This window comes from Actinomycetospora aeridis (genome assembly GCF_037400275.1).
Taxonomy (GTDB): Bacteria; Actinomycetota; Actinomycetes; order Mycobacteriales; family Pseudonocardiaceae; genus Actinomycetospora; species Actinomycetospora aeridis.
On the sequence record NZ_JBBEGL010000001.1, the window covers coordinates 959,139 to 979,459 of the forward strand.

At 74.2% G+C, this 20,321-nt stretch carries 15 protein-coding genes and 2 tRNA genes; 8 read left to right on the forward strand and 9 right to left on the reverse strand.

Features of this window, described 5'->3' with window-relative positions:
- The first annotated feature begins 40 nt into the window (after positions 1–40).
- Positions 41–970: a hypothetical protein gene (locus WCD41_RS04475; protein WP_337712159.1), complete on the forward strand. Its 930-nt coding sequence runs from the start codon at positions 41–43 to the stop codon at positions 968–970.
- Between the two features lie 4 nt (positions 971–974).
- On the opposite strand, the gene WCD41_RS04480 is transcribed toward WCD41_RS04475, so the two are convergent.
- Positions 975–1,655, reverse strand: a complete 681-nt coding sequence (locus tag WCD41_RS04480) for a maleylpyruvate isomerase N-terminal domain-containing protein (protein WP_337712160.1) — start codon at positions 1,653–1,655, stop codon at positions 975–977.
- Between the two features lie 92 nt (positions 1,656–1,747).
- Between WCD41_RS04480 and WCD41_RS04485 the strand changes: the two genes are divergently transcribed.
- The gene (locus tag WCD41_RS04485; protein ID WP_337712161.1) at positions 1,748–2,539 is read left to right on the forward strand and encodes a fumarylacetoacetate hydrolase family protein; all 792 of its coding nucleotides are present in this window, start codon (positions 1,748–1,750) and stop codon (positions 2,537–2,539) included.
- Positions 2,540–2,585: 46 nt separating this feature from the next.
- Positions 2,586–4,220, forward strand: a complete 1,635-nt coding sequence (gene lysS, locus WCD41_RS04490; protein WP_337712343.1) for a lysine--tRNA ligase — start codon at positions 2,586–2,588, stop codon at positions 4,218–4,220.
- A 14-nt stretch (positions 4,221–4,234) separates the two neighbouring features.
- Here the strand turns inward: lysS and WCD41_RS04495 are convergent, their stop codons facing one another.
- Together WCD41_RS04495 and WCD41_RS04500 are read right to left on the reverse strand one after the other, a co-directional pair.
- Positions 4,235–4,996 carry an AIM24 family protein gene (locus WCD41_RS04495; RefSeq protein WP_337712162.1) on the reverse strand — a complete coding sequence of 254 codons (762 nt, stop codon included), beginning with the start codon at positions 4,994–4,996 and terminating at the stop codon, positions 4,235–4,237.
- A gap of 12 nt (positions 4,997–5,008) precedes the next feature.
- On the reverse strand, positions 5,009–6,508 hold the full coding sequence (locus WCD41_RS04500; protein ID WP_337712163.1) for a class F sortase: 1,500 nt from the start codon (positions 6,506–6,508) through the stop codon (positions 5,009–5,011).
- Positions 6,509–6,660: 152 nt separating this feature from the next.
- On the opposite strand from WCD41_RS04500, the gene WCD41_RS04505 reads away from it, so the two are divergent.
- Positions 6,661–7,824 (forward strand): CaiB/BaiF CoA transferase family protein, encoded by a 1,164-nt coding sequence (locus WCD41_RS04505; protein ID WP_337712164.1) that lies wholly within the window; start codon positions 6,661–6,663, stop codon positions 7,822–7,824.
- Between the two features lie 47 nt (positions 7,825–7,871).
- Complete coding sequence (locus WCD41_RS04510) at positions 7,872–9,161, forward strand: MFS transporter (protein ID WP_337712165.1); 1,290 nt, start codon at positions 7,872–7,874, stop codon at positions 9,159–9,161.
- Here the strand turns inward: WCD41_RS04510 and WCD41_RS04515 are convergent.
- The 5 genes from WCD41_RS04515 to ileS form a co-directional block, all read right to left on the reverse strand.
- Positions 9,139–9,954, reverse strand: a complete 816-nt coding sequence (locus WCD41_RS04515; protein WP_337712166.1) for a class I SAM-dependent methyltransferase — start codon at positions 9,952–9,954, stop codon at positions 9,139–9,141. The genes WCD41_RS04510 and WCD41_RS04515 overlap by 23 nt on opposite strands.
- Before the next feature lie 47 nt (positions 9,955–10,001).
- Complete coding sequence (locus WCD41_RS04520; RefSeq protein ID WP_337712167.1) at positions 10,002–11,831, reverse strand: LamG-like jellyroll fold domain-containing protein; 1,830 nt, start codon at positions 11,829–11,831, stop codon at positions 10,002–10,004.
- 82 nt (positions 11,832–11,913) lie between these two features.
- Positions 11,914–12,582, reverse strand: coding sequence for a hypothetical protein (locus WCD41_RS04525; protein ID WP_337712168.1), 669 nt, complete (start codon positions 12,580–12,582; stop codon positions 11,914–11,916).
- A gap of 212 nt (positions 12,583–12,794) precedes the next feature.
- Positions 12,795–14,894 (reverse strand): HNH endonuclease signature motif containing protein, encoded by a 2,100-nt coding sequence (locus WCD41_RS04530; RefSeq protein ID WP_337712169.1) that lies wholly within the window; start codon positions 14,892–14,894, stop codon positions 12,795–12,797.
- Positions 14,895–14,966: 72 nt separating this feature from the next.
- Positions 14,967–18,107 (reverse strand): isoleucine--tRNA ligase, encoded by a 3,141-nt coding sequence (gene ileS / locus WCD41_RS04535; protein WP_337712170.1) that lies wholly within the window; start codon positions 18,105–18,107, stop codon positions 14,967–14,969.
- A gap of 177 nt (positions 18,108–18,284) precedes the next feature.
- Here ileS and WCD41_RS04540 point away from each other — a divergent pair.
- From WCD41_RS04540 to WCD41_RS04550, 3 genes are all read left to right on the forward strand, one after another.
- A tRNA-Gln gene (locus WCD41_RS04540) sits at positions 18,285–18,356 on the forward strand.
- Between the two features lie 48 nt (positions 18,357–18,404).
- Positions 18,405–18,477: transfer RNA gene (locus WCD41_RS04545), tRNA-Glu, on the forward strand.
- 62 nt (positions 18,478–18,539) lie between these two features.
- Positions 18,540–19,337: an alpha/beta hydrolase gene (locus WCD41_RS04550; RefSeq protein WP_337712171.1), complete on the forward strand. Its 798-nt coding sequence runs from the start codon at positions 18,540–18,542 to the stop codon at positions 19,335–19,337.
- A gap of 21 nt (positions 19,338–19,358) precedes the next feature.
- Here WCD41_RS04550 and WCD41_RS04555 read toward each other — a convergent pair whose 3' ends face one another.
- Positions 19,359–20,321 (reverse strand): EamA family transporter, encoded by a 963-nt coding sequence (locus WCD41_RS04555; RefSeq protein WP_337712172.1) that lies wholly within the window; start codon positions 20,319–20,321, stop codon positions 19,359–19,361.

Consider the following 20,321-nt stretch of genomic DNA (forward strand, 5'->3'; position numbering starts at 1 on the left):
GGCCACGCTGACGTTCATCGTCAGGAAAGCCGCCACGATCATGGACGCACGCCGGTCGGACCTCCTGGTCGCCGCGGTCGAGCTGGCCTGCGGCGTCGGTGCCGCGGTGTACCTCGTCGTCATCGGAGTGACCGCCGACGGCCCCGACCGCACGGTGCTCGACCGCGCGTTCCCGTTCGTCCTGGCCGCGCTGGCCCTCGCGGTGCTCGGCGGCATGGCCTGGCGCAGCGTCCGTCGGGCACGCCGCGCCCCGAGTGATCGTGGGGGCTTTCCTGACGTCCAACGTCAGCGTGGCCGCCAGGCTGATACACCCCGTGCCACGCCCACGACCACGCCTCCGTTCGTGCCCACGCCTCCGCCGGTGCTGTCGCCGGAGGGGCGGGCGGAGACGGAGCGGGTGCTGCGGGTGCTCGCCGAGGCCGGGGTGCTCCCGCGCCCCGTTCCCGACGTCGACGCGATCGCCGAGGCCGTCGCCGACGCCGGTGAACCGCCGACCGCCGGGTCGGTGCTCGGCGCCATCGGGGAGGCCGACCACTGGCACCCCGGGTTCGACCCCGAGGCCCACCTCGCGAACCTCGCGTTCCACGACGGTCACACCGAGCAGTTCGCCGACACCCTGCGCGAGCACGTCGACGACCTCGCCCGGCTGGTGAGGGACGCGCTCGTCGTGCGCCTCGAGCACGTCGAGATCACCGACGACTGGCGCCACCGCCTGCGCCTGCGTCTGGGCGACGACGTGGTGGACCTCGAGTACGCCGGTCGCGCCAAGTACCTCAGCACCGTCCTGCACGTCGCCGTCGCCCGCGCCGCGCACGCCGCCGGCACCCGTCTCGCGTGGCTGTGGGTCGACCAGGGCGTCTACATCGCCGTGCCGGCCGCGGGCCTCGTGGAGCTGAACGCCGTCGCCCCGGACCACGAGCAGTGGTCGTGGGTCGACGAGGACGTGCCGGTGGCCGCCGGCGAGCCCTGACCGGTCAGAGGCGCCAGTGCGGGGTGGCCGACTCCACCGGCCGTGCGGGCGGATGGAACGCCTTCCAGCGGAACGCGGGCAGCCAGGCGTCCGGGTCGGTGCTCCAGTCCAGGCCCCGGACCTGGTCGAGCGAGCGGCGGCCCGCGAACGCCCGGTGGACGTCGTAGTCGGCGCCCGTGACGGTGGCCGCGGGCTCGCCGTCGCCGGCGATCCACTGCGAGCCCCCGGCGCGCACCCGCAGCGCCGGCAGCCCGCGCTCCCGGATCTCGCCGCCCACCCCCGCGACGAGGACGCCCAACGAGGTCGCGAAGGCGGGGTGGCCGCGCTCCGGGGCGGTGCCCGCGGACCGGTGGAGGTCCAGCTCGTGGGTGAACGCGTCCATCACCATGACCTCGGCGCCGCCGCCCGCGATCAGCGGGTCGAGCCGCGCGCCGACGGTCTCCCACACCGCCAGGTCGTCCTCGACGGTCCCGACGCCGGCGACGACCCCGGGTTCCACCGGCCGCCCGCACCGGGCGGACACGCGGCAGGCGATGTCGACGAGGTGGCCGACGAGGTCGCGCCCGGTCCACTCGGGGCAGGACGGGACCGGGCGCGCGGCGACGTCGCCGGTCGTCACGATCTCCGCGACGGCCTTCCGGACGGTGCGGTAGGCGACGTCGTCGCCCGGGGTGGTCGGTGGCATCGGGACGACCCTGCCCGGCGCGCCCCCGGTGTGACTTCTCTCGGGGTGCGGGAACGGGCGCCGCCCCACCGGGAGGGATAGGGTCCGCGCCCGTGCGCCTCGCCCGGATCACCCACGCCGACGGAGTCTCGTTCGCCGCCCTGCAGTCGCCCACGACGGCCGGCGGCGACCCCGAGGGCGGCGACGTGTGCGCCGAGATCGCCGAGCACCCCTTCGGCGACCCGACCTTCACCGGCCGCACCTGGCCGCTCGCCGACGTCCGCCTGCTCGCGCCGATCCTGCCGTCCAAGGTGGTCTGCATCGGCAAGAACTACGCCGCCCACGTCGACGAGATGGGCGGCGAGGCCCCGCCCGCCCCGCTGATCTTCATGAAGCCCTCGACCACCGTGATCGGGCCGGGCGTGCCGATCCAGCTGCCCCCGGACTCGCAGCGCGTCGACTACGAGGGCGAGCTCGCGGTCGTCATCGGCATGCCGTGCCGCGACGTCCCCGAGGCCCGCGCCCGCGACGTCGTCCTCGGCTACACGGTCGCCAACGACGTCACCGCCCGCGACCTGCAGCAGGCCGACGGGCAGTGGACGCGGGCGAAGGGCTACGACTCGTTCTGCCCGCTCGGGCCGTGGATCGAGACGACCGTCGACCCGGGCGACCTCGCGATCCGCACCGAGCTCGACGGCGAGGTGCGCCAGGACTCCCGCACCCACCTGCTGCTCCACCCCGTCGACGAGCTCATCGCCTACATCTCGCGGGTGATGACGCTGCTGCCCGGCGACGTGATCCTCACCGGCACGCCGGCCGGCGTCGGGCCGATGACCGCGGGCCAGCAGGTCGGCGTCACCGTCGAGGGCATCGGCACCCTGACCAACCCCGTCCAGGCGCGATAGCGCGCCGTATCCTGGACAGGATCGATCAGGAGGGCGCGCGCACGTGATGGAGACGGCCGGGACACCGGAGCCGGACTGGGTGTCGACGATGGCCGACGAGGTCATCGCGGCGGCCGGTCCCGGGACCACGATCGTGTGCGCGTCGGGGCTGAGCCCGTCGGGCCCGATCCACCTCGGCAACCTGCGCGAGGTCATGACGCCGCACCTCGTCGCCGACGAGATCCGCCGCCGCGGCCACGACTGCGAGCACCTGATCTCGTGGGACGACTACGACCGCTACCGCCGCGTCCCCGCCGGCGTCGACCCGGCGTGGTCGGAGCACATCGGCAAGCCGCTCTCGGCGGTGCCGGCCCCGTTCGGCAGCCCCTTCGACAACTGGGCCGACCACTTCAAGGCGCCGATGATCGCGGCGCTCGAGGAGCTGGGCGTCCCGTTTCGCGGCGTCAGCCAGACGGAGATGTACACCTCGGGCGCCTACCGCGACCAGGTCCTGCTGGCGATGCGCGAGCGGCGGGCGATCGACGGCATCCTCGGCCGGTTTCGGACGAAGAAGAAGGACGCGGCTCCTGACGAGGACGAGGACGTCGTCCACAGCAGCGAGTACTACCCCTTCAAGCCCTACTGCGGCGCCTGCGGGCGCGACGACACCACGATCACCGCCTACGACGACGACTCCACCGAGATGACCTACACGTGCGCGTGCGGGTTCTCCGAGACGGTGCTGCTGCGCGAGTTCACCCGCGGCAAGCTCGTGTGGAAGGTCGACTGGCCGATGCGCTGGGCGTACGAGGGCGTGCACTTCGAGCCCTCCGGCGTCGACCACTCCTCGCCCGGCTCGTCGTACCAGGTCGGCGGGCTGATCGTGGACGAGGTCTTCGGCGGGCGGCAGCCGATCGGGCCGATGTACGCGTTCGTCGGCATCACCGGCCAGGCGAAGATGTCCAGCTCGCGGGGCTCGGTGCCCACGCCGGGCGACGCCCTGGAGATCCTCGAGGTGCCGGTGCTGCGCTGGCAGTTCGCCCGCCGCCGGCCCAACCAGGCGATCAAGGTCGCGTTCGACCAGGAGATCCACCGTCTCTACGACGAGTGGGACGCCCTCGGGCGCAAGGTCGCCGCGGGCACGGCGGGCGGCATCGAGACCACCGGCCACGTCCGCGCGGTGACCACCGCCGAGCGCGAGCTGCCCCGCACCCCCGAGCCGGTCGCGTACCGGACGCTGGCGTCGGTCGTCGACGTCACCGCAGGCGACCCGGCCCAGCTCGAGCGCATCCTCGCCGGGGTCGGCGCCAGCCTGGAGGGCGCGCGCCCGCGCCTCGACCGCGCCTCCGCGTGGGTCCAGAGCTACATGCCCGACGAGGCCCACACCCGGCTGCGCGACGAGCCGGACACGGTGCTGCTCGCCTCGCTCGACGACCAGGACCGCGAGGCCGTCGCCATGCTGCGCGACCACCTCACCGACGACTGGTCGCTCGACGGCCTGACCACGCTGGTCTACGGCGTGCCGAAGAAGCAGGCCGGGCTGCCGCTCGACGTCAAGCCGACCGACGAGCTCAAGGCCGCCCAGCGCCGCTTCTTCGTCGTCGTCTACCAGCTGCTCGTCGGCGCCGACACCGGCCCGCGCCTGCCCACGCTGCTCCTGGCCGCCGGGCCGGAGCGCGTCCGGCACCTGCTCGGCGGCTGAGTTCCACCGGCCCCTCAGCGCAGGAAGGTGCCCAGCACCCCGGCGACGCCGCTCTGGCCGGCCTGCTGCCCGCCGCCCTGGCCCCCGACGCCACCGACCCCGCTGCCGACCGGCACCTCCTCGGAGGGCTGGACGATGACGAATCCGTGGCCCGCGAAGTTCATCGTGAACGCCTCGCCGGTGGTGCGCCCGAAGAGCGTCCCGAGCCCGAGCTGATCGGCGCGGTGCACCCCGACCTGCAGGCCCGCCGACCACGCGACGGCGGCCTGGGGGTCGGCGTAGGTGGGCTGGTCGACGTTCAGCACCACGGGCGAGCCCTTGCACGTGATCGCGATCCGGCCGCGGCCCGAGAACACGCAGTTGAACAGGCCCGCCCCGGACATCGACCCCGCGCCGGACACCATCGCGATGTCGTAGGACAGGGTCGGCTCGAAGGCCAGCACGTTCTTGCCGTTGATCGACAGGGCGTCGTGCGGGCCCTCCAGGTCGATGAGGTGGACGTCCTGGGCCGCGTCGGCGAGGAAGACGTCGCCCCGCCCGCCGACCTTCATCAGCGGGACGCCCTCGCCGGTGAGCTGCTGCTTGAGGAAGCCGCTGATCCCGCCCGAGCCCAGGGCCTCGAACCGCACGTCACCCTGGAACGCGACCATCGAGCCCTGGCGGGCGAGGCACTCGCCGTTGAGCTCGATCTTGAGCATCTTCGAGTTCTGGAGGCGCAGGCCCGGCTGCGCGGACTCCTGCTCCTGGTTCTCCGGGGCGAAGAGGTTGCTGCGCACGGCGAGAGTGTGTCAGCGCGGCGACGCGAACACGACCACGTTGTCCTCGTAGGACCGCGTCGCGGGGTCGAACGTGCCACCGCAGGTCACGAGCCGCAGCGCCGGCCCCGCGGTCGGGCCGTAGACCCGGTCGGTGGGGAAGGCGTGCTTGCCGAACTGCTCGACGGAGTCGACGACGAAGTGCGCCGTGGTGCCGTCGCTGCGCGGGACGTCGACGGTGTCGCCGGCGCGCAGGTCACGCACCCGCGAGAACACCCCGGGGCCCTGCCACGAGTCGACGTGCCCGACGAGGACGGCCGGCCCGGCCTGGCCCGGCACCGGACCCTCGCGGAACCAGCCCACGTCCTGCGGGCCGGTGGGGGCCTGGAGGGTGCCGCCCCGGCTGTCGATCCCGAGGTCGGTCAGGTGGCTCGCCGCCACACCGGCGGCCGGCACCGACAGGCCGGTCGGGTGCAGGGCGGCGCGCGGCGAGACGGGCCCGGCGACGACCGGCATCGGCGCGGCGGCCGGCGCGGCGCTCGGGAGCGACGCCCCGGCGAGCCCACCGAATCCGGCCGGCACGCCGCCGCTGGGGGTGCGGCGCGGCGCCGGCGTCGGGGTCGAGCTGGTCGAGGGCGAGCTGGTCGCGGTCGGCGCCGCCCCGGTGGAGGGCAGCGGGCTCGCCGACGGGGCCGAGGTCGACGACGGGGCGGGGCTCGCGGTCGTGGTGGGGTCGGCCGCGGCCGGGGTGGGCGCGGCGCCGTCGGGGACGGCCACGACGGCGAGGGCGCCCTGCGGGTCGCGGGTGACGATCACGGAGTTCACCGACGAGCTCCCCACGGGCAGCGTCACCTCGGTGGTCTGCCCGGAGCTCGTGGTGACGTCCATCGTCCAGGTGCGCGCCTCGACCGTCGCGTAGTCCGAGGCCGCGCCGTAGAAGATGTCGTCGGCGAGCGGGCCCCCGCCGCGGGCGGTCACGTCGAGCGCGCCGACCCCGGCGGCCGCGGACACCACGCGCACCAGCGCCGATCCGGGCGGGGGTGTCGTGGTCCGGTCGCTGAGCAGCTCGGCCTGCGGCGCCCCGTTCGGGCCGACGTCGACGAACGCCGCGGTCTGGGCCGAGCCGGGGGTGACGGCGACGCTCGCGGTGAGGGCGGGCGGGCTGGACGCCGCGGCGCCGGCCGGTCGCGCCTGCAGCGTGTAGACCCCGGGCGCGGCCGGCAGGTAGTCGGTGAGGCCGCGGTACGACACGCTCGAGGCGACCTTGGTCAGGGCGAGCCCCGGTCCCTCGGCGTACATGTCGACGGCGCCGGTCGAGGGCGAGAGGTGCGCGACGCGCAGCAGACCCTGGTCGGCCGGCGCCGACTGCGAGGAGGGCGCGACGGCCAGCGACACCACCCCGGCCTGGGCGAGGACACCCGTGCCGCCGATCGCGAGCGCCGTCGTGGTGAGCGCGAGCGCGGCCGTGCCCGCCCTGCGTCCGACCACCTGCCCGACCACCTGCCCGACCGACCGCCCCATTCGTGGTCCCATCCGTCGCACCTCGCTGCTCGCCGTGCCCGATCATCGACCCCGACGCCGCATCATTCGGCCGAATGGGCGAGTCGGTTCGGAAGATCAGGACGACGTCCGTCACAACGAGCCGTCCTGCGCGGGGATGCGCCCCGGCGGGCACGATCGACGCCATGGCCGACCCCAGCGCCCTCCCGCTCAACGGCGTCCTCGTCGTGGCCTGCGAGCAGGCCGTGGCCGCCCCGCTCGCGACGCGCCACCTCGCCGACCTCGGCGCCCGTGTCATCAAGATCGAGCGGCCGGGCCGGGGCGACTTCGCGCGCGACTACGACACGGTCGTCGGCGGGCTCTCGAGCCATTTCGTCTGGCTCAACCGCGGCAAGGAGAGCGTCACGCTCGACCTCAAGGACCCGGACGCGATCGCCGCCCTGCGGCGGATCCTCGCCCGCGCGGACGTCTTCGTGCAGAACTTCGCGCCCGGGGCGGCGGAGCGTCTCGGTCTCGGCGCCGCGGAGCTCCGCCGCGAGCACCCGCGACTGGTCCACTGCAGCATCTCCGGCTACGGCTCGGAGGGTCCGTACCGCGACGCGAAGGCCTACGACCTGCTCATCCAGGCCGAGACGGGCCTGGTCACGATGACCGGGACGCCCGAGCAGCCGGCCAAGGCGGGCATCCCCGCCGCCGACATCGGTGCCGGCATGTACGCGTTCTCCGGCATCCTCGCGGCGCTCTACGAGCGCGAGCGCACGGGGGAGGGGACCGCGCTCGAGGTCAGTCTCTTCGACGCGCTGAGCGAGTGGATGGGCTTCCCGCTGACCTACGCCGCCGGCGCCGGGCGTGCCCCGCGGCGGGCGGGCACGTCCCACCCCGCGATCGCGCCCTACGGGACGTTCGCGGCCGGCGACGGGGCCGAGATCGTCCTGGCCATCCAGAACGAGCGCGAGTGGGTGCGGTTCTGCGCGGAGGTCCTGGGCGACGAGGCGATCGCGACGGACGACCGCTTCGCCACCGGGTCGGCCCGCCTCGAGCACCGCGACGAGCTGCACGCGACGATCGACGCGGTGTTCGCCGGCCTGGGCGGCGAGGAGGTCGTGGCACGCCTGGGGCGCGCCGGGATCGCCCACGCCCGGCAGCGCGACCTCGTCGGTGACGAGGGCGTGCTCTCCCACCCGCAGCACACCGCCCGCGACCGCTGGCGCACCGTCGGCTCCCCGGGCGGCGAGGCGCCCGCGCTCGTGCCGCCCATCGGCCTGCCCGGCCGCCCGCTGCGGATGGGGCCGATCCCGGACGTCGGCGAGCACACCGACGCCGTCCTTTCCGAGTTCCGGAAGACCTGACACCGCGAGGTTGTCCTCCAGGCGGGGGTGCGCTTCCCTGCCAGACCATGGCCGCTCCCTCGCGCAGGACCATCTTCACCGCGAGCTTCGTCGGCACGTCGATCGAGTGGTACGACTACTACATCTTCGGCACCGCCGCGGCGCTGGTGTTCGGGAGCCTCTTCTTCCCCCAGTTCTCGTCGGTGGCCGGCACGCTCGCCGCGTTCGGCACCTTCGCGGTCGGCTTCGTCGCCCGCCCGTTGGGTGCCGCCGTGATCGGGCACTACGGCGACCGCCTCGGCCGCAAGGCCATGCTCGTCCTCACCCTGCTGCTCACCGGCGGCGCGACCGCCCTGATCGGCCTGCTGCCGACGTACGCGGCCATCGGCGTCGGGGCCCCGCTCCTGCTCGTCCTGCTGCGTCTCCTGCAGGGCTTCGGGGTCGGCGGGGAGTGGGGCGGGGCGGTGCTCATCGCCACCGAGCACGCGACGAGCCGCCGGCGCGCGGTGTACGGCAGCTTCGCCCAGTTCGGCGTGCCGATCGGCGTGCTGACCTCCAACCTCGCCTTCCTCGCCGTCGCGGGCCTGCCCGACGAGGCGTTCCGGTCGTGGGGCTGGCGCATCCCGTTCCTGCTCTCGGTCGTGCTCGTGGGCGTCGGCTTCGTCGTGCGCAGCCGCCTGCAGGACGCCCCGGAGTTCGAGGCGGTGAAGCGCAACCGGGAGACGAGCACGGTGCCCGTCGCCGAGCTGGTCCGCCGCCACCCGAAGGTCCTCGTCCTCGCGAGCCTCGCCTCGATCGCGCCGCCCGCGATCGGCTACACGGTGATCGTCTACATGCTCAGCTACGGCACCACGGTGCTCGACTACGACCGCACGACCCTGCTCACGCTGATCATGCTGTCGACCGTCGTGTGGGTCGCGACGATCGTCGGGGCGGCCGTGCTGTCCGACCGCATCGGCTCGCGACCGGTCTACGTCGTCGGCGCACTCACCGCGGTGATCTGGCCGCTGCCGATGTTCGCGCTGGTCAACACGGGATCGCCCGCGCTCGCGGGGCTCGCCTTCGCGGTGGCGGCCGTCGTCCAGGGCATCATGGCCGGCGCCCAGGGCGGGCTGTTCAGCGAGATCTTCCCGGTGCGGGTGCGCTACAGCGGGATCTCCATCGCCTACCAGGTCGGCGGCATGGTCGGGGGTGCGGTGACGCCGATCGTCGCCACCGCGCTGTTCGGCGCCACCGGCTCGTCGACCCCGATCGCCCTCTACGTCGCCGGGCTCTCGGTGCTGACGCTGCTCGCGGTCTTCGGCCTGCGCGAGGGATCGGGGCGGACCGAGGCGGTCAGCGAGAAGGAGACGGCGTGAGCGCCGGCGTGCGGGCGAGGTAGCCGACGAGGTCGATCTCGGCGCGCAGCGGGAGCCCGTCGCGAACGTGCTGCTCCGCCGCGGCGACGGCGGCGTCGTGGAACGCCTGCTCGCCGACGGTGCGGATCGCCTCGTACGCCGGGCCGGTGGCGGCGATCGCCCGGGCGTAGACCTCGGGGTCGGCGAACTCCCAGGCGAACCGCGGCGCGATCCGCCGCACGTCGGTGAACCCGTGGGAGGTGAGCAGCTCCTCGCCCGCGCCGGGGCGACCGAGCGCGACCATCGCCGCCTGGTTGGCGACGGCGGGTGCCTCGGCGAGCCGGAACGGCGCGAGCGACCAGGCGCCCGATGACACCTTGATGTGCCCCCACACGGTCAGCCCGACGCGCCCGCCGGGCGCGAGCACGCGGTGGACCTCGGCGAGCGCGGTGGGCGTCGTGCCCCAGATGCCGCGGAAGCTGGTGACGACGTCGAAGCTGCCGTCGGCCCAGGGCAGGGCGTGCATGTCGCCGACCCGGACGTCGGCGGCCGGGCTGCGGTCGCGGGCGACGGCGGCGAGCCGTGCCGAGGCATCGATGCCTGCGCACGTCGCGCCGCGCAGCCCGGCCAGCTCGAGCGCGAGCCCGGAGCCGCAGGCCACGTCGAGGAGCCGGTCGCCGGCGTCGACGCCGAGCTGGTGGTGCACCGCGACGTACTCGCGGCAGTTGCCGGGCTCGGAGAGCGTCGCGAAGTCCACGGCCCGGCGGCCCCAGCCCTCGTCGACGACGGTCCAGTCGTGGGTGGGGGCGGCCATGACCTGCAGTGTCGACCGGCGGACCGGGCCTGCCAAGGCACGTGACCCTACGTACCGGCGCGGTAGAGCTGCGCGACCTGCGCCGGCGTGAGGGCGTTGGTCATCACCGCGGCGTCGTACATGCTGCCCGACCACGCGGGCGTCGTCGGCGCGTTGGGCCAGCCGCTGAGGTTGTCGTACCCCACGCGCCAGTAGCCGGTGCGCGTCGTGCCGCCCTCGGCCGTGGTGGTCGTCGGGTCCGCGGCGACCTGCACGCCGTCGACGTAGAGCACCATGCCCGCGGGCGAGAGCGTCGCGACCGCGAGGTGCCAGGCGTCGTCGTTGTAGGCGTTCGGGCTGGTGATCGTCTTCGTGGCGTTGGGGTAGACGCCGAAGGTCAGCTGCCCGGAGTTGGTCATGTAGAGGTGCCGGTCGTAGCCGGCGTTGGTGATCCCGGTCCGGGTGCTGCCCCAGCCGATCATCCGCCCGCCGGTGACGGTGGACGTCCGGAACCACCCGACCAGCGAGAACACGTTCGTGCTCGCGATCGCGGTGGTGTTCGTCGTGGCGACGTGGGACAGGACCAGGGCCGAACCGAGGATGTTGACCGCGCGGGCCGGGGTGTCGCGCGGGCAGGGCTTGCTGGTCGCGGCCGCGAAGCCGAGCAGGCCGGTGTACGTGCCGGTGGTCCCGCCGGTCAGGGAGCGTGCGGTCGCGAGGTTCGCAACGTTCTGGTCGTCGAGGGGCCAGGCGACGTAGTTGCTGCCCAGGCCCGCCGTGGCGCCGAGGCACGTGAAGTACGGGTTCGCGCCCGCGGTGCTCGCCGTGTTGGTCACCCGCGCCGTGAAGGCCGCGAACGTGGGGTCGCCGGAGACCGTCAGCGCGACCGCCAGCGCCATGCCCAGGAACGTCGACGTCCCACCGGGTCCGCGGCGGCCGGGGTCGCGCGGGCCTGGGTCGCGCAGTCCGGAGTCGCGCGGTCCGGGGTCGGTGTCCGGGTCGGGCGGACGGCGGCGGTCGTCGGCCCCGTCCGCCGGGCCCACGAGCGGGTGGCGCCGCGCCGCGACCAGGCCGTAGACCATCGGCAGCAGCCAGAACGCGGTCATCACGATCCAGAGCCACCAGGGCATGTGCACGCCGCTGGTCAGGAGGTTGCCCTGCGACTCCTGCGACCGCGGTGTCGTGAGCAGGCCCGTCTGGCCGCTGACCAGGTCGAGCGTCCCGCCGGTGTCGGCAGTGACGCGGGTGGGCAGCAGGCCGGTCGACACCATGCTGATGCGGGCCTCGCCGGCGTCGGCCTGGGTCGCGAGCGTGGTCGTGCCGACGAACGGCCGCAGCCACAGGCTGACCGCGGCCAGCAGGATCGACAGGCCGAGCACCCGTGTGGGCACCGCCCACAGCCACGGCATGAAGCGTCGCGTGGCCCACCACAGCACGACGATCCCGGCGAGGAGGGCCGGCAGCGCCCGCACGAACCACCCGAGGCCGGGCAGGACGAGGACCACCCGGCCGGTGAGGTCCGGGGCGTGCAGGACCCACGGGTCGACCGAGCCGTTGATGTCGCCCTGAGTGCGCAGTCCCGGACCGTCCGGACCGGGCTCGACGGCGACGACGCGGTGCGTCACCGACCGGGGCCGTTCCGGCGCGGGCGGCTGGAAGGTGATGATGTCGCCGACGGCGATCCCGGCGTTGGGCCGGGTGAGCACCACCGCGCCCACCGGCGCGGCGGTGCCCATCGAGGGCGTGGAGATGATCTGCCAGCGCCCCCCGGAGAGGTGCCACGCCAGGGCGCCGGCCAGCAGCACCACGACCACGACAGCCGTGACGATGCCGGCGATGCCCGACGACCGGCGGGGGCCCTGCTCCGGGGAGATCGGCAGCGGGAGGGGAGCCGTCACCGCGTCGGGGTCGACGTACGTTCCGTCTGTCCCGTCGGCGGTGTCGGGGAAGGTGGTACCCACTGGCGTGCCGGCCCGCCCGTCAGCTCGTCAGCGTCCAGGTGATCGGCTGCGAGGCCGACAGGCCCTGGTAGGTGTTGCCGGCCGTGCTGTCGAGGTAGACGGTGAAGGTCAGCGGGATCGTGTTCCCCGAGTTGGCCGTCGGGATCAGTGCGGCCGGCAGGTTGACGTTCGTGCCGGCGAGCGCCGAGGCGACCGTGTCGGCCTGGACGACCGTGGCGCCCGAGGTCACCTTGACGTGCAGCTTGGTGCAGAAGTCGGTGGCCGTGCCGGCGCCGGCGGGCGCGGTGGGCTGGGTGCAGGCACCGAAGGCCATGTTGAAGGCCGTCGCCGGGAGCGTGCCGGTGTTCTTGAAGTTCACGGTGGTCACGATGTTGTTCGTGGTCCCGGTGGCGTTCGAGGCCACCATCGTGGTGCTGCCGCCGTACTTGTTGAACGTCGCGCACGTCGCGGTGTTGGTGCTGACGCCGCCGCCGTCGGTGCTGTTGCAGGGTGTGGTGCCGGCGGCGCCGGACTCCTGCAGGATCAGCGAGCCCGCCGCGGCGGTGTCGTTGCTGTTCGTGATCGTGGCGACGAACGCCGAGAAGGTGTTCGTCATGGCCAGCGACATGAACAGGGCGCCGACCAGGCCGGCGCCGATGATCAGCCGGACGAACCGGCGCTGCTGGGGGGACGAGGTGTCCCTGGGCATTCGAACCACCTTCCGGGCGACGACTCAGGACGCACGGCGATCCGCTGATCATCCGTACGTTCTGGCCATCGGACGAAAGGGGTTGTGTATGAACCCGAAAAGCCTAACGAGTGACGCGACGTCCGGCGTGTCGCGCACCGACGCGCACGCCGCGCCTCTGTTGGGGTGACGTCTCCTCGCCACGGGAGGAGGCGCCGACCGCGGGACGCCGGTCAGAACGGCGGTGGGTCATCGGGATCGTGGCGGGCCGCCGGTCTCGGTGCCGGTGGGGTGGCCTTCCGGCCGCCGCCGGAGGCCGCGGCGAAGCGGCGGTGCCAGTCGTCGAGGTGGTCGGCGGCCGCGTCCGGGTCGGGCCGGCCGTCGTGCGGCAGGGGGCGGGGCCGCACCCCCGGGGTGGGGTCGGGGAGGGGTCGCAGGATGCGTGGGGGCCCGGTGGTGTGGGTGATGCCGGCGCGGGTGCGGATGACGAACCAGCCGGGCAGGGGTTGGCGGACGCGCCAGCCCGCGAGGTGCTTGGCGCGGTGGTGCTGGGTGCACCAGGCCCCGAGGTTCCAGGTCACCGTGGGCCCGCCGTGGGCATGGTCGCGGGTGTGGTCGATCTCGGCGCGGTGGGCGGGACGGCGGCACCAGGGCACGACGCAGTGCCGGTCGCGCGCGCGGGTCCAGCGGTCGGCCTCGGCGGCGGGGTGTCGGCGCCGCCACTGGTCGGGGCCGCTCGCGGTGTCGGGTGCTCGCCCGAGACCGCCGGAGCGTCGGAGGTCGGTCATCCGGGCCAGGAGCTCGCGCAGCAGCGGCGCCCAGGGACCGTGGTGTTCGGGGGTGAGGGCGCCGAGCAGCGTCGTCGGAACCTGGAGTTCGACGATCGCCCCGGTCCGGGTCGCGCCCGGTGCCTTCCCCCGCGCCGCGTCCGGACCGCGGGGGCGGGCTGGTCGTCGGCGGGCGAGCACGACGTGCTCGAGGTGCCCGTCGCCGTCGACGAGCACGACCCGCCACTCCCCGGAGCGGTGTTGCTCGACGAGGTCGCGGGCGATCGGGGCGGTGACCGCCCCGTAGCCGGGGACGATGCCCGGGTGGGCGTCGAGCCCGAGGGCGGTGGACAGCCGGAGCCGGACCTCGACGGTGCCTCGCCGCAGCCGCCCGGCCCGCGGCTCGCACCACGACGCGGACACATCGTCGTCAGGCTCGACGGGCGGTGTGGGGAGCTCCGAGAGCTCCAGGGTGCCCTGCGCCGCACGCGAGCCCGGCGCCGGCACGGTCAGGTCGAGGTCGTGACGACGTCCCTCGCTCCCGTCGCCCGGTCCGTCGTCCGGTCCGTCGTCCGGTCCGTCGTCCGGTCCGTCGTCGGCGCCGTTGTCGTCGGGACCGTCGTCGGGGCCGCTGTCGTCGGGACCGCGGTCGTCGGGGCCGCGGTCGTCGGGGCCGCAGTCGTCGGGACCGTCGTCGGGGCCGCTGTCATCGCGGCCGGCCGGATCGTCGGGGGTCGCGGTGGCGTGGTACTCGGCGGCGAGCAGGTCGATGATCTCGGGGTCGGTCATGCCGGCGGTGGAGCCGTTCAACAAGCGCATGCCGACGTGCACGCGCAGCGGGTTGATCGGGGTCAGGACCCCGGCCGCCCGCAGCTGCGCCGCGAGCGCCTCCACCCGCGACATGGACGCGATCCCGTCCGGGGCCGGGGCGTCGCAGAACGACAGCGTCGCCGTGCCCGACGGGTTCGCCGCCAGCTCCACCCGCCCGCGGGCCTCCGCGCGCCTGCGGCGGCGCTCGGCCCAGTCCGGGTCGATCGCGAGCCCGAGCTCGGTGACCCGCTCGCGCAGCGCCATCACCGGCAACCCGCCGGCCTCGTCGAGCACCTCGGCCACCACGAGGCGGGCGTGATCCGCGGACAGGTCGCGCACGCACTCGCTGATCGCCCGGACCTTCGGTTCGTCCAGCACGCCGGACCACAGCGCCGCGCCGAGCGCCGGGAGCCGCGAGAGCAGGTCGTCGGCCAGTTCCAGGCGCCGTGACGCCGCCGCCCGCGAGCACCCGAGCACCGCGGCCACCTCGTCGCCGGAGAAGCCGTCCGAGCTCGGCAACCGCCGTGGGCGCCCCTCGGCGTCCTCGGCAGCGCACCCCAGCTCGCGCAGCGACGCCAGCAGCTGGGCCTCGGCGCGGTTGTGCACCGCGAACCGTGCCCGGACGTACGCCGCCAGCTCCGGCCCGTCCAGCGAGCTCGGGTCCACGGTGTCGAGCAACGCGTGCAGGTCCGCACCGGGAGCACGACCCGCCAGCGCGGCGGCCAGGCCGACGCGCGGGTCGTGGTCGATGCTCATGACGAAGACGCTAGACCCGACCCCCGACAACGCCGCCCGGGAACGTGGACGCCGACGTGGCCCGTCCTCCGGTCACACCGGTGCGGGAGTGATCGCCACGGCGAGCGCGAGGTCGTCGGAGCGGGCCGCGGCGTCGCCGTTCACGGCGCCCTCGGTCATCGACACCGCGAGCACCTCCTCGGCGATCGTGCCCGCGTGCGTGCGCACCGCGTCGGCCACGTCGGCGCGCTCGGCGGCCCAGGTCAGCGCGATGCGGTCGGAGACCTCGAGGCCCCGGGTCTTGCGGGCCTCCTGCACGACGCGCACGACGTCGCGGGCGAGGCCGGCGGCGCGCAGCTCGTCGGTGAGCTCGGTGTCGAGCCCGACCGACAGACCGCCCTCCGACCGGACCGCCCAGCCCTCGCGCGGCGTCTCCTCCACGACGATCTCGTCGCCGGAGAGCGTGATCTCCTCGCCGTCGACGACGACCGTGAGCTCGCCGTCGACCGGCGCGGCGGTCGAGGCCTTGACGGCCTCCGCGACGACCGGGGTCCGCTTCGCGAAGCGCTTGCCCAGCGCGCGGAAGTTCGGCTTCACCGTGACCTCGACGAGGTCCGACCCGGCCGCCTCGACGCGACCGACGTTGAGCTCCTCGGCGATCTCGGCAAGCAAGTCGGGGTCCAGCGACGAGAACCCCGGCGCGGCCACCACCGCCCGCGAGAGCGGCTGGCGCGTGCGCACCCCGCTGGCCGCGCGCGTCGAGCGGCCCAGCTCGACGATGCGCTGCACGAGCGCCATCCGCTCGGCCAGCACCGGGTCGATCGCCGTCTCGTCGAGCTCCGGCCAGTCGGCGAGGTGCACCGAGTCGGTCGCGCCCTCGACGACGTCGCCGTGCAGCAGCGTCCACAGGTAGTCGGTGGCGAACGGCGTGAACGGCGCCATGAGCCGCGAGAGCGTCTCGAGGCAGGTGTGGAGCGTGGAGAGCGCCGCGGGCTCGCCCTGCCAGAACCGGCGGCGCGAGCGGCGCACGTACCAGTTCGACAGCTCGTCGACGAACGCCGAGATCGCGCGGCCGGCGCTCGAGGAGTCGAAGTCCTCGAGCGCGCGGGTGACGTCGCGGACGCACGTGGCGAGCTCGCCGAGGACCCAGCGGTCCATGGGGTGGTCACTCGGCGTCGGCTCCGACGAGGGCGTCCACCCCGACGCGTTCGCGTACGTGACCAGGAACGACGCGGTGTTCCAGTACGTCAGCAGGATCTTGCGGACGATCTCGCGCAGCGCCTCGTGCCCGACGCGCCGGTCGACCCACGGCGAGCCCTGGGCGAGCATCAGCCAGCGCACCGCGTCGGCGCCGTGGGACTCGAAGAGCTCGAACGGGTCGAGCACGTTGCCCAGGTGCTTCGACATCTTGCGGCCCTGCTCGTCGAGCAGCAGGCCGAGGCAGACGACGTTCTCGTAGGACGATCGGTCGAACACCAGCGTGCCCACGGCCATCAGCGAGTAGAACCACCCGCGGGTCTGGTCGATCGCCTCGCAGATGTACTGCGCGGGGTAGGCCGCCGCGAAGTCCGCCTCGTGGTGGTGCGGCGCACCCCACTGGGCGAACGGCATCGCGCCGGAGTCGTACCAGACGTCGATGACGTCGGTGACGCGGCGCATCGTGCCCGTGCCGGAGGGCGCCGGGAACGTGACGTCGTCGACGAAGGGCCGGTGCGGGTCGAGCTCGGAGAGGTCGGTGCCGGCCCAGCTCGAGAGCTCGGCCAGCGAGCCGACGCAGACCATCTCCGACGGGTCGGCCTCGTTGCGCCAGATCGGCAGGGGCGTGCCCCAGTACCGGTTGCGCGACAGCGCCCAGTCGACGTTGTTCTCGAGCCACGCGCCGTAGCGGCCGTGCTTGATGTGCGGCGGGTACCAGTTCGTCCGCTCGTTCTCCTCCACGAGCCGGTCGCGGATCTCGGTGGTGCGGATGAACCAGGAGGGCAGCGCGTAGTAGATCAGCGGTGTGTGGCAGCGCCAGCAGTGCGGATACGAGTGCTCGTAGGACTCCGAGCGCCACAGCACGCCCCGGGCGCGCAGCTCCTCGACCAGCGTCGGGTCGGCGGCCTTGAAGAACATCCCGCCGACGAGGGGGACGTCGGCCTCGAAGTGCCCGTCCGGACCGATGGGGTTGACCATCTCGAGGCCCTCGGCCTTGGCCACGAGGTGGTCCTCGGCGCCGAAGGCGGGCGCCATGTGCACGAGCCCGGTGCCGGCGTCGGTGGTGACGTGGTCGCCGTGGACGACGCGGTGCGCGTCGCCGAAGCGGTCGCCGCCGATGAGGTCGAGCGGGCGGCGGTAGTGGCTGCCGAGCAGGTCGGCGCCGGCGCGGCGCTCGACGACCTGGGCGTCCTCGCCCAGCACCGGCAGGAGGTCCTCGGCGACCACGAGGTCGGCGCCGTCGCCGGTGCGCGCGCGGACGTAGGTGATGTCGCGGGCCACCGCGACGGCGGTGTTCGACGGCAGCGTCCAGGGCGTCGTCGTCCACACCAGGAGGTCGGCCCCGGCCCAGACGCCGTCGGTGAGCGGGAAGCGCACGTAGACCGAGGGATCGACGTCGTCCTCGTAACCGAGCGCCACCTCGTGGTCCGAGAGCGGCGTCTCGTCGCGGGGGCAGTACGGGGTGACGCGGTGGTCCTCGACGAGCATGCCGTCGTCGAAAATCTTCTTGAGCGACCACCAGACGCTCTCGACGTAGCGCGGGGCCATGGTCAAGTAGGCCTCGTCGAGGTCCACCCAGTAGCCCATGCGCTCAGTCATCGCCGCGAAGGCCGACACGTTGCGCAGCGCCGACTCCTTACAGGCGGCGTTGAACTCGGCGATGCCGTAGGCCTCGATGTCGCCCTTGCTCGTGAAGCCGAGCTCCTTCTCGACGGCCAGCTCGACGGGCAGGCCGTGGCAGTCCCAGCCGGCGCGGCGCGGCACGTGGTAGCCGCGCATCGTCCGGAAGCGGGGGAAGAGGTCCTTGAACGCGCGGGCCTCGACGTGGTGGGTGCCGGGTTGGCCGTTGGCCGTCGGGGGACCCTCGTAGAAGATCCACGGCTCGCCGTCCGCGGTGCGCTCGAGGCTGCGACGGAACACGTCGCGGTCGGCCCAGCGGGCCAGCACCTCGCGCTCGATGGCGGGCAGGTCCACGCTCGCGGGGAGAGGGGCGAACGCGGGCTTGCCCGCGGGACCGGCAGACGGCGAAGAGCTCACGTCACGATCTTCCTGGTGGTGCGGCAGCCGAACTCACCCAGGTTACCGGGGCGCGCAGGGCGGTTCTGACCTGCGGGCCCCGCCCCGCTGCGGGGGGTGTCGAATCCCGGCGCGGCCATGTCCTAGACTGGCTCCGTCATCGGGCAGGGGCGTTCTCGTCACGCTCGGTGACCGCCTTGGGGTATGGTGTAATTGGCAACACGGCTGATTCTGGTTCAGTTGTTCTAGGTTCGAGTCCTGGTACCCCAGCTGCGAGCGGTGGCGGAGCGTGATCTAGACTCCTCACCGTTCTCCTAGGGCCCCGTCGTCTAGCGGCCTAGGACGCCGCCCTCTCAAGGCGGTAGCGGGGGTTCGAATCCCCTCGGGGCTACATCATGAACGCGGCGTACCGGTCTCCGGTGCGCCGCGTTCGTCGTTCGGGGAGGCCGCGTCGTGTCGACGACCACCTACGTGCTCGTCCACGGCGCGTTCGCCAACGCCTCCCACTGGGGGCCGGTGGGCCGCGCGCTCGCGCTGCGGGGGCACCGGGCCGTCGCCGTCGACCTCCCCGGCCACGGCCTCGACGCGCGTCCCACCGGGATGGTCGGCATCGCCACGGCCGACGACGTCGCGGCCGTCGTCGACGTCGTGCGCGCCGCCCACGAGCACGGCCCGGTCGTGCTCGTCGGCCACAGCCGCGGCGGCATGACCGTCACCGCCGTCGCGAACGCCGTGCCGGAGCTGCTCGACCACGTCGTCTACGCCTCGGCCTGGTGCTGCGTGGACGCCGGGCCGTCGGCGTACGCGGCGGTCGCGCCGTCGGCCCTCGACGCGGTGGCGCCGACGTTGCTGCTCGCCGACCCCCTCGAGGCCGGGGAGCTGCACGTCGACCTGCACACGGAGGACCCGGCGGCGCTCGACGCGCTCCAGGACGCCCTGCTCGCCGACGGCACCCGTGCCGAGCTCCGGGCGGTCCTCGCGGCGATGGACGTGCGCGAGGCGCTCGCGATCGACGAGGAGGCCGTGCGCGTCGACCCGCAGCGCTGGGGCGCGCTGCCGCACACCTACGTGCGGCTCTCCCGGGACCGGGCGCTGATGCCGGCGCTGCAGGACCGGTTCGTCGCCGAGGCCGACGTCGCGCTGGCCACGCCCTTCACCGTCGTGGACGTGCCGACCTCGCACGTCGGGATCCAGCTGTGGCCGGAGCGGCTGGTGGAGGTGCTGACCGGTCTCGCGCGACCCGTGTCCTGAGGACACGGGTCCGCTCCGGCCTCAGCCGACCGGCTCGGCCCACCGGATCAGCGCGATCGCGGCGACGACGAGCACGCCGCCCGCGACCTGCGTCGCCGTCGGCTCCTGGGCGACGAGGTACCAGGCGCCGAGCACCGCGAAGAGCACCTCGCTCAGGCCGACGAACGACGCCAGGCGCGACCCGAGCCGACGGGCGGCCGCGATGCCGGTGAGGTAGGCGAGCGCCGTCGACAGCGCCGCGACGAGGAGGACGCCCACCCACCACGGGGCCGACCAGCCGGCGAGGTCGATGGGGGCGGTCGTCGCCTCCATCGGCAGCAGGCCGACGAGCCCGACGAGCAGGACCACCGCGCTGCCGACCAGGGCGCCGCCCGCGGTCAGCACGAGCGCCGGCGGCCCGTCCTCGCCGCCGGTGCCGCCCGTGCCCTCCTCGCCGGCGGACAACCGGAAGTACGCCGCGAGGCACACCGCGGCCCCCAGACCCCACAGCACCCCGACGACGTCGACGTCCGCGCCGCGTCCGACGTCGAGGACGAGCCCCAGCCCCGCGATCGCGAGCACCGCGCCCAGCAGCGTCGCGGGCCGGGGACGCAGCGCCGTGCGCGCCCAGGTCCAGGCGAGCAGCAGCACCGGCGCGGTGTACTCGATGAGCAGCGCCACCCCGACCGAGAGGTGCCCGACCGCGCTGAAGTAGCAGACCTGCGCCCCGGCCAGCGGGACGACGCCGTACACGAGGACAGGGCGCAGGTGGCGTCGCCGCAGGTAGCGGCCCCGCGCCGCCATCACCACCAGCGGCACCACGAGCAGGAGCGCGCCGCCGCCGAGACGGCCCAGCACGACGGCCAGCGGGGACCAGCCGGTCGCGAGCAGCGCGGCGGCGAACGGGCCGGCGAGGCCGAAGGAGAACGCCGAGAGCAGCGCGATCGCGAGGCCCGGGGCGGTGCGGAGGCGCTGCTGGTCGGCGCCGGCGCCGGGGTGGCCCAC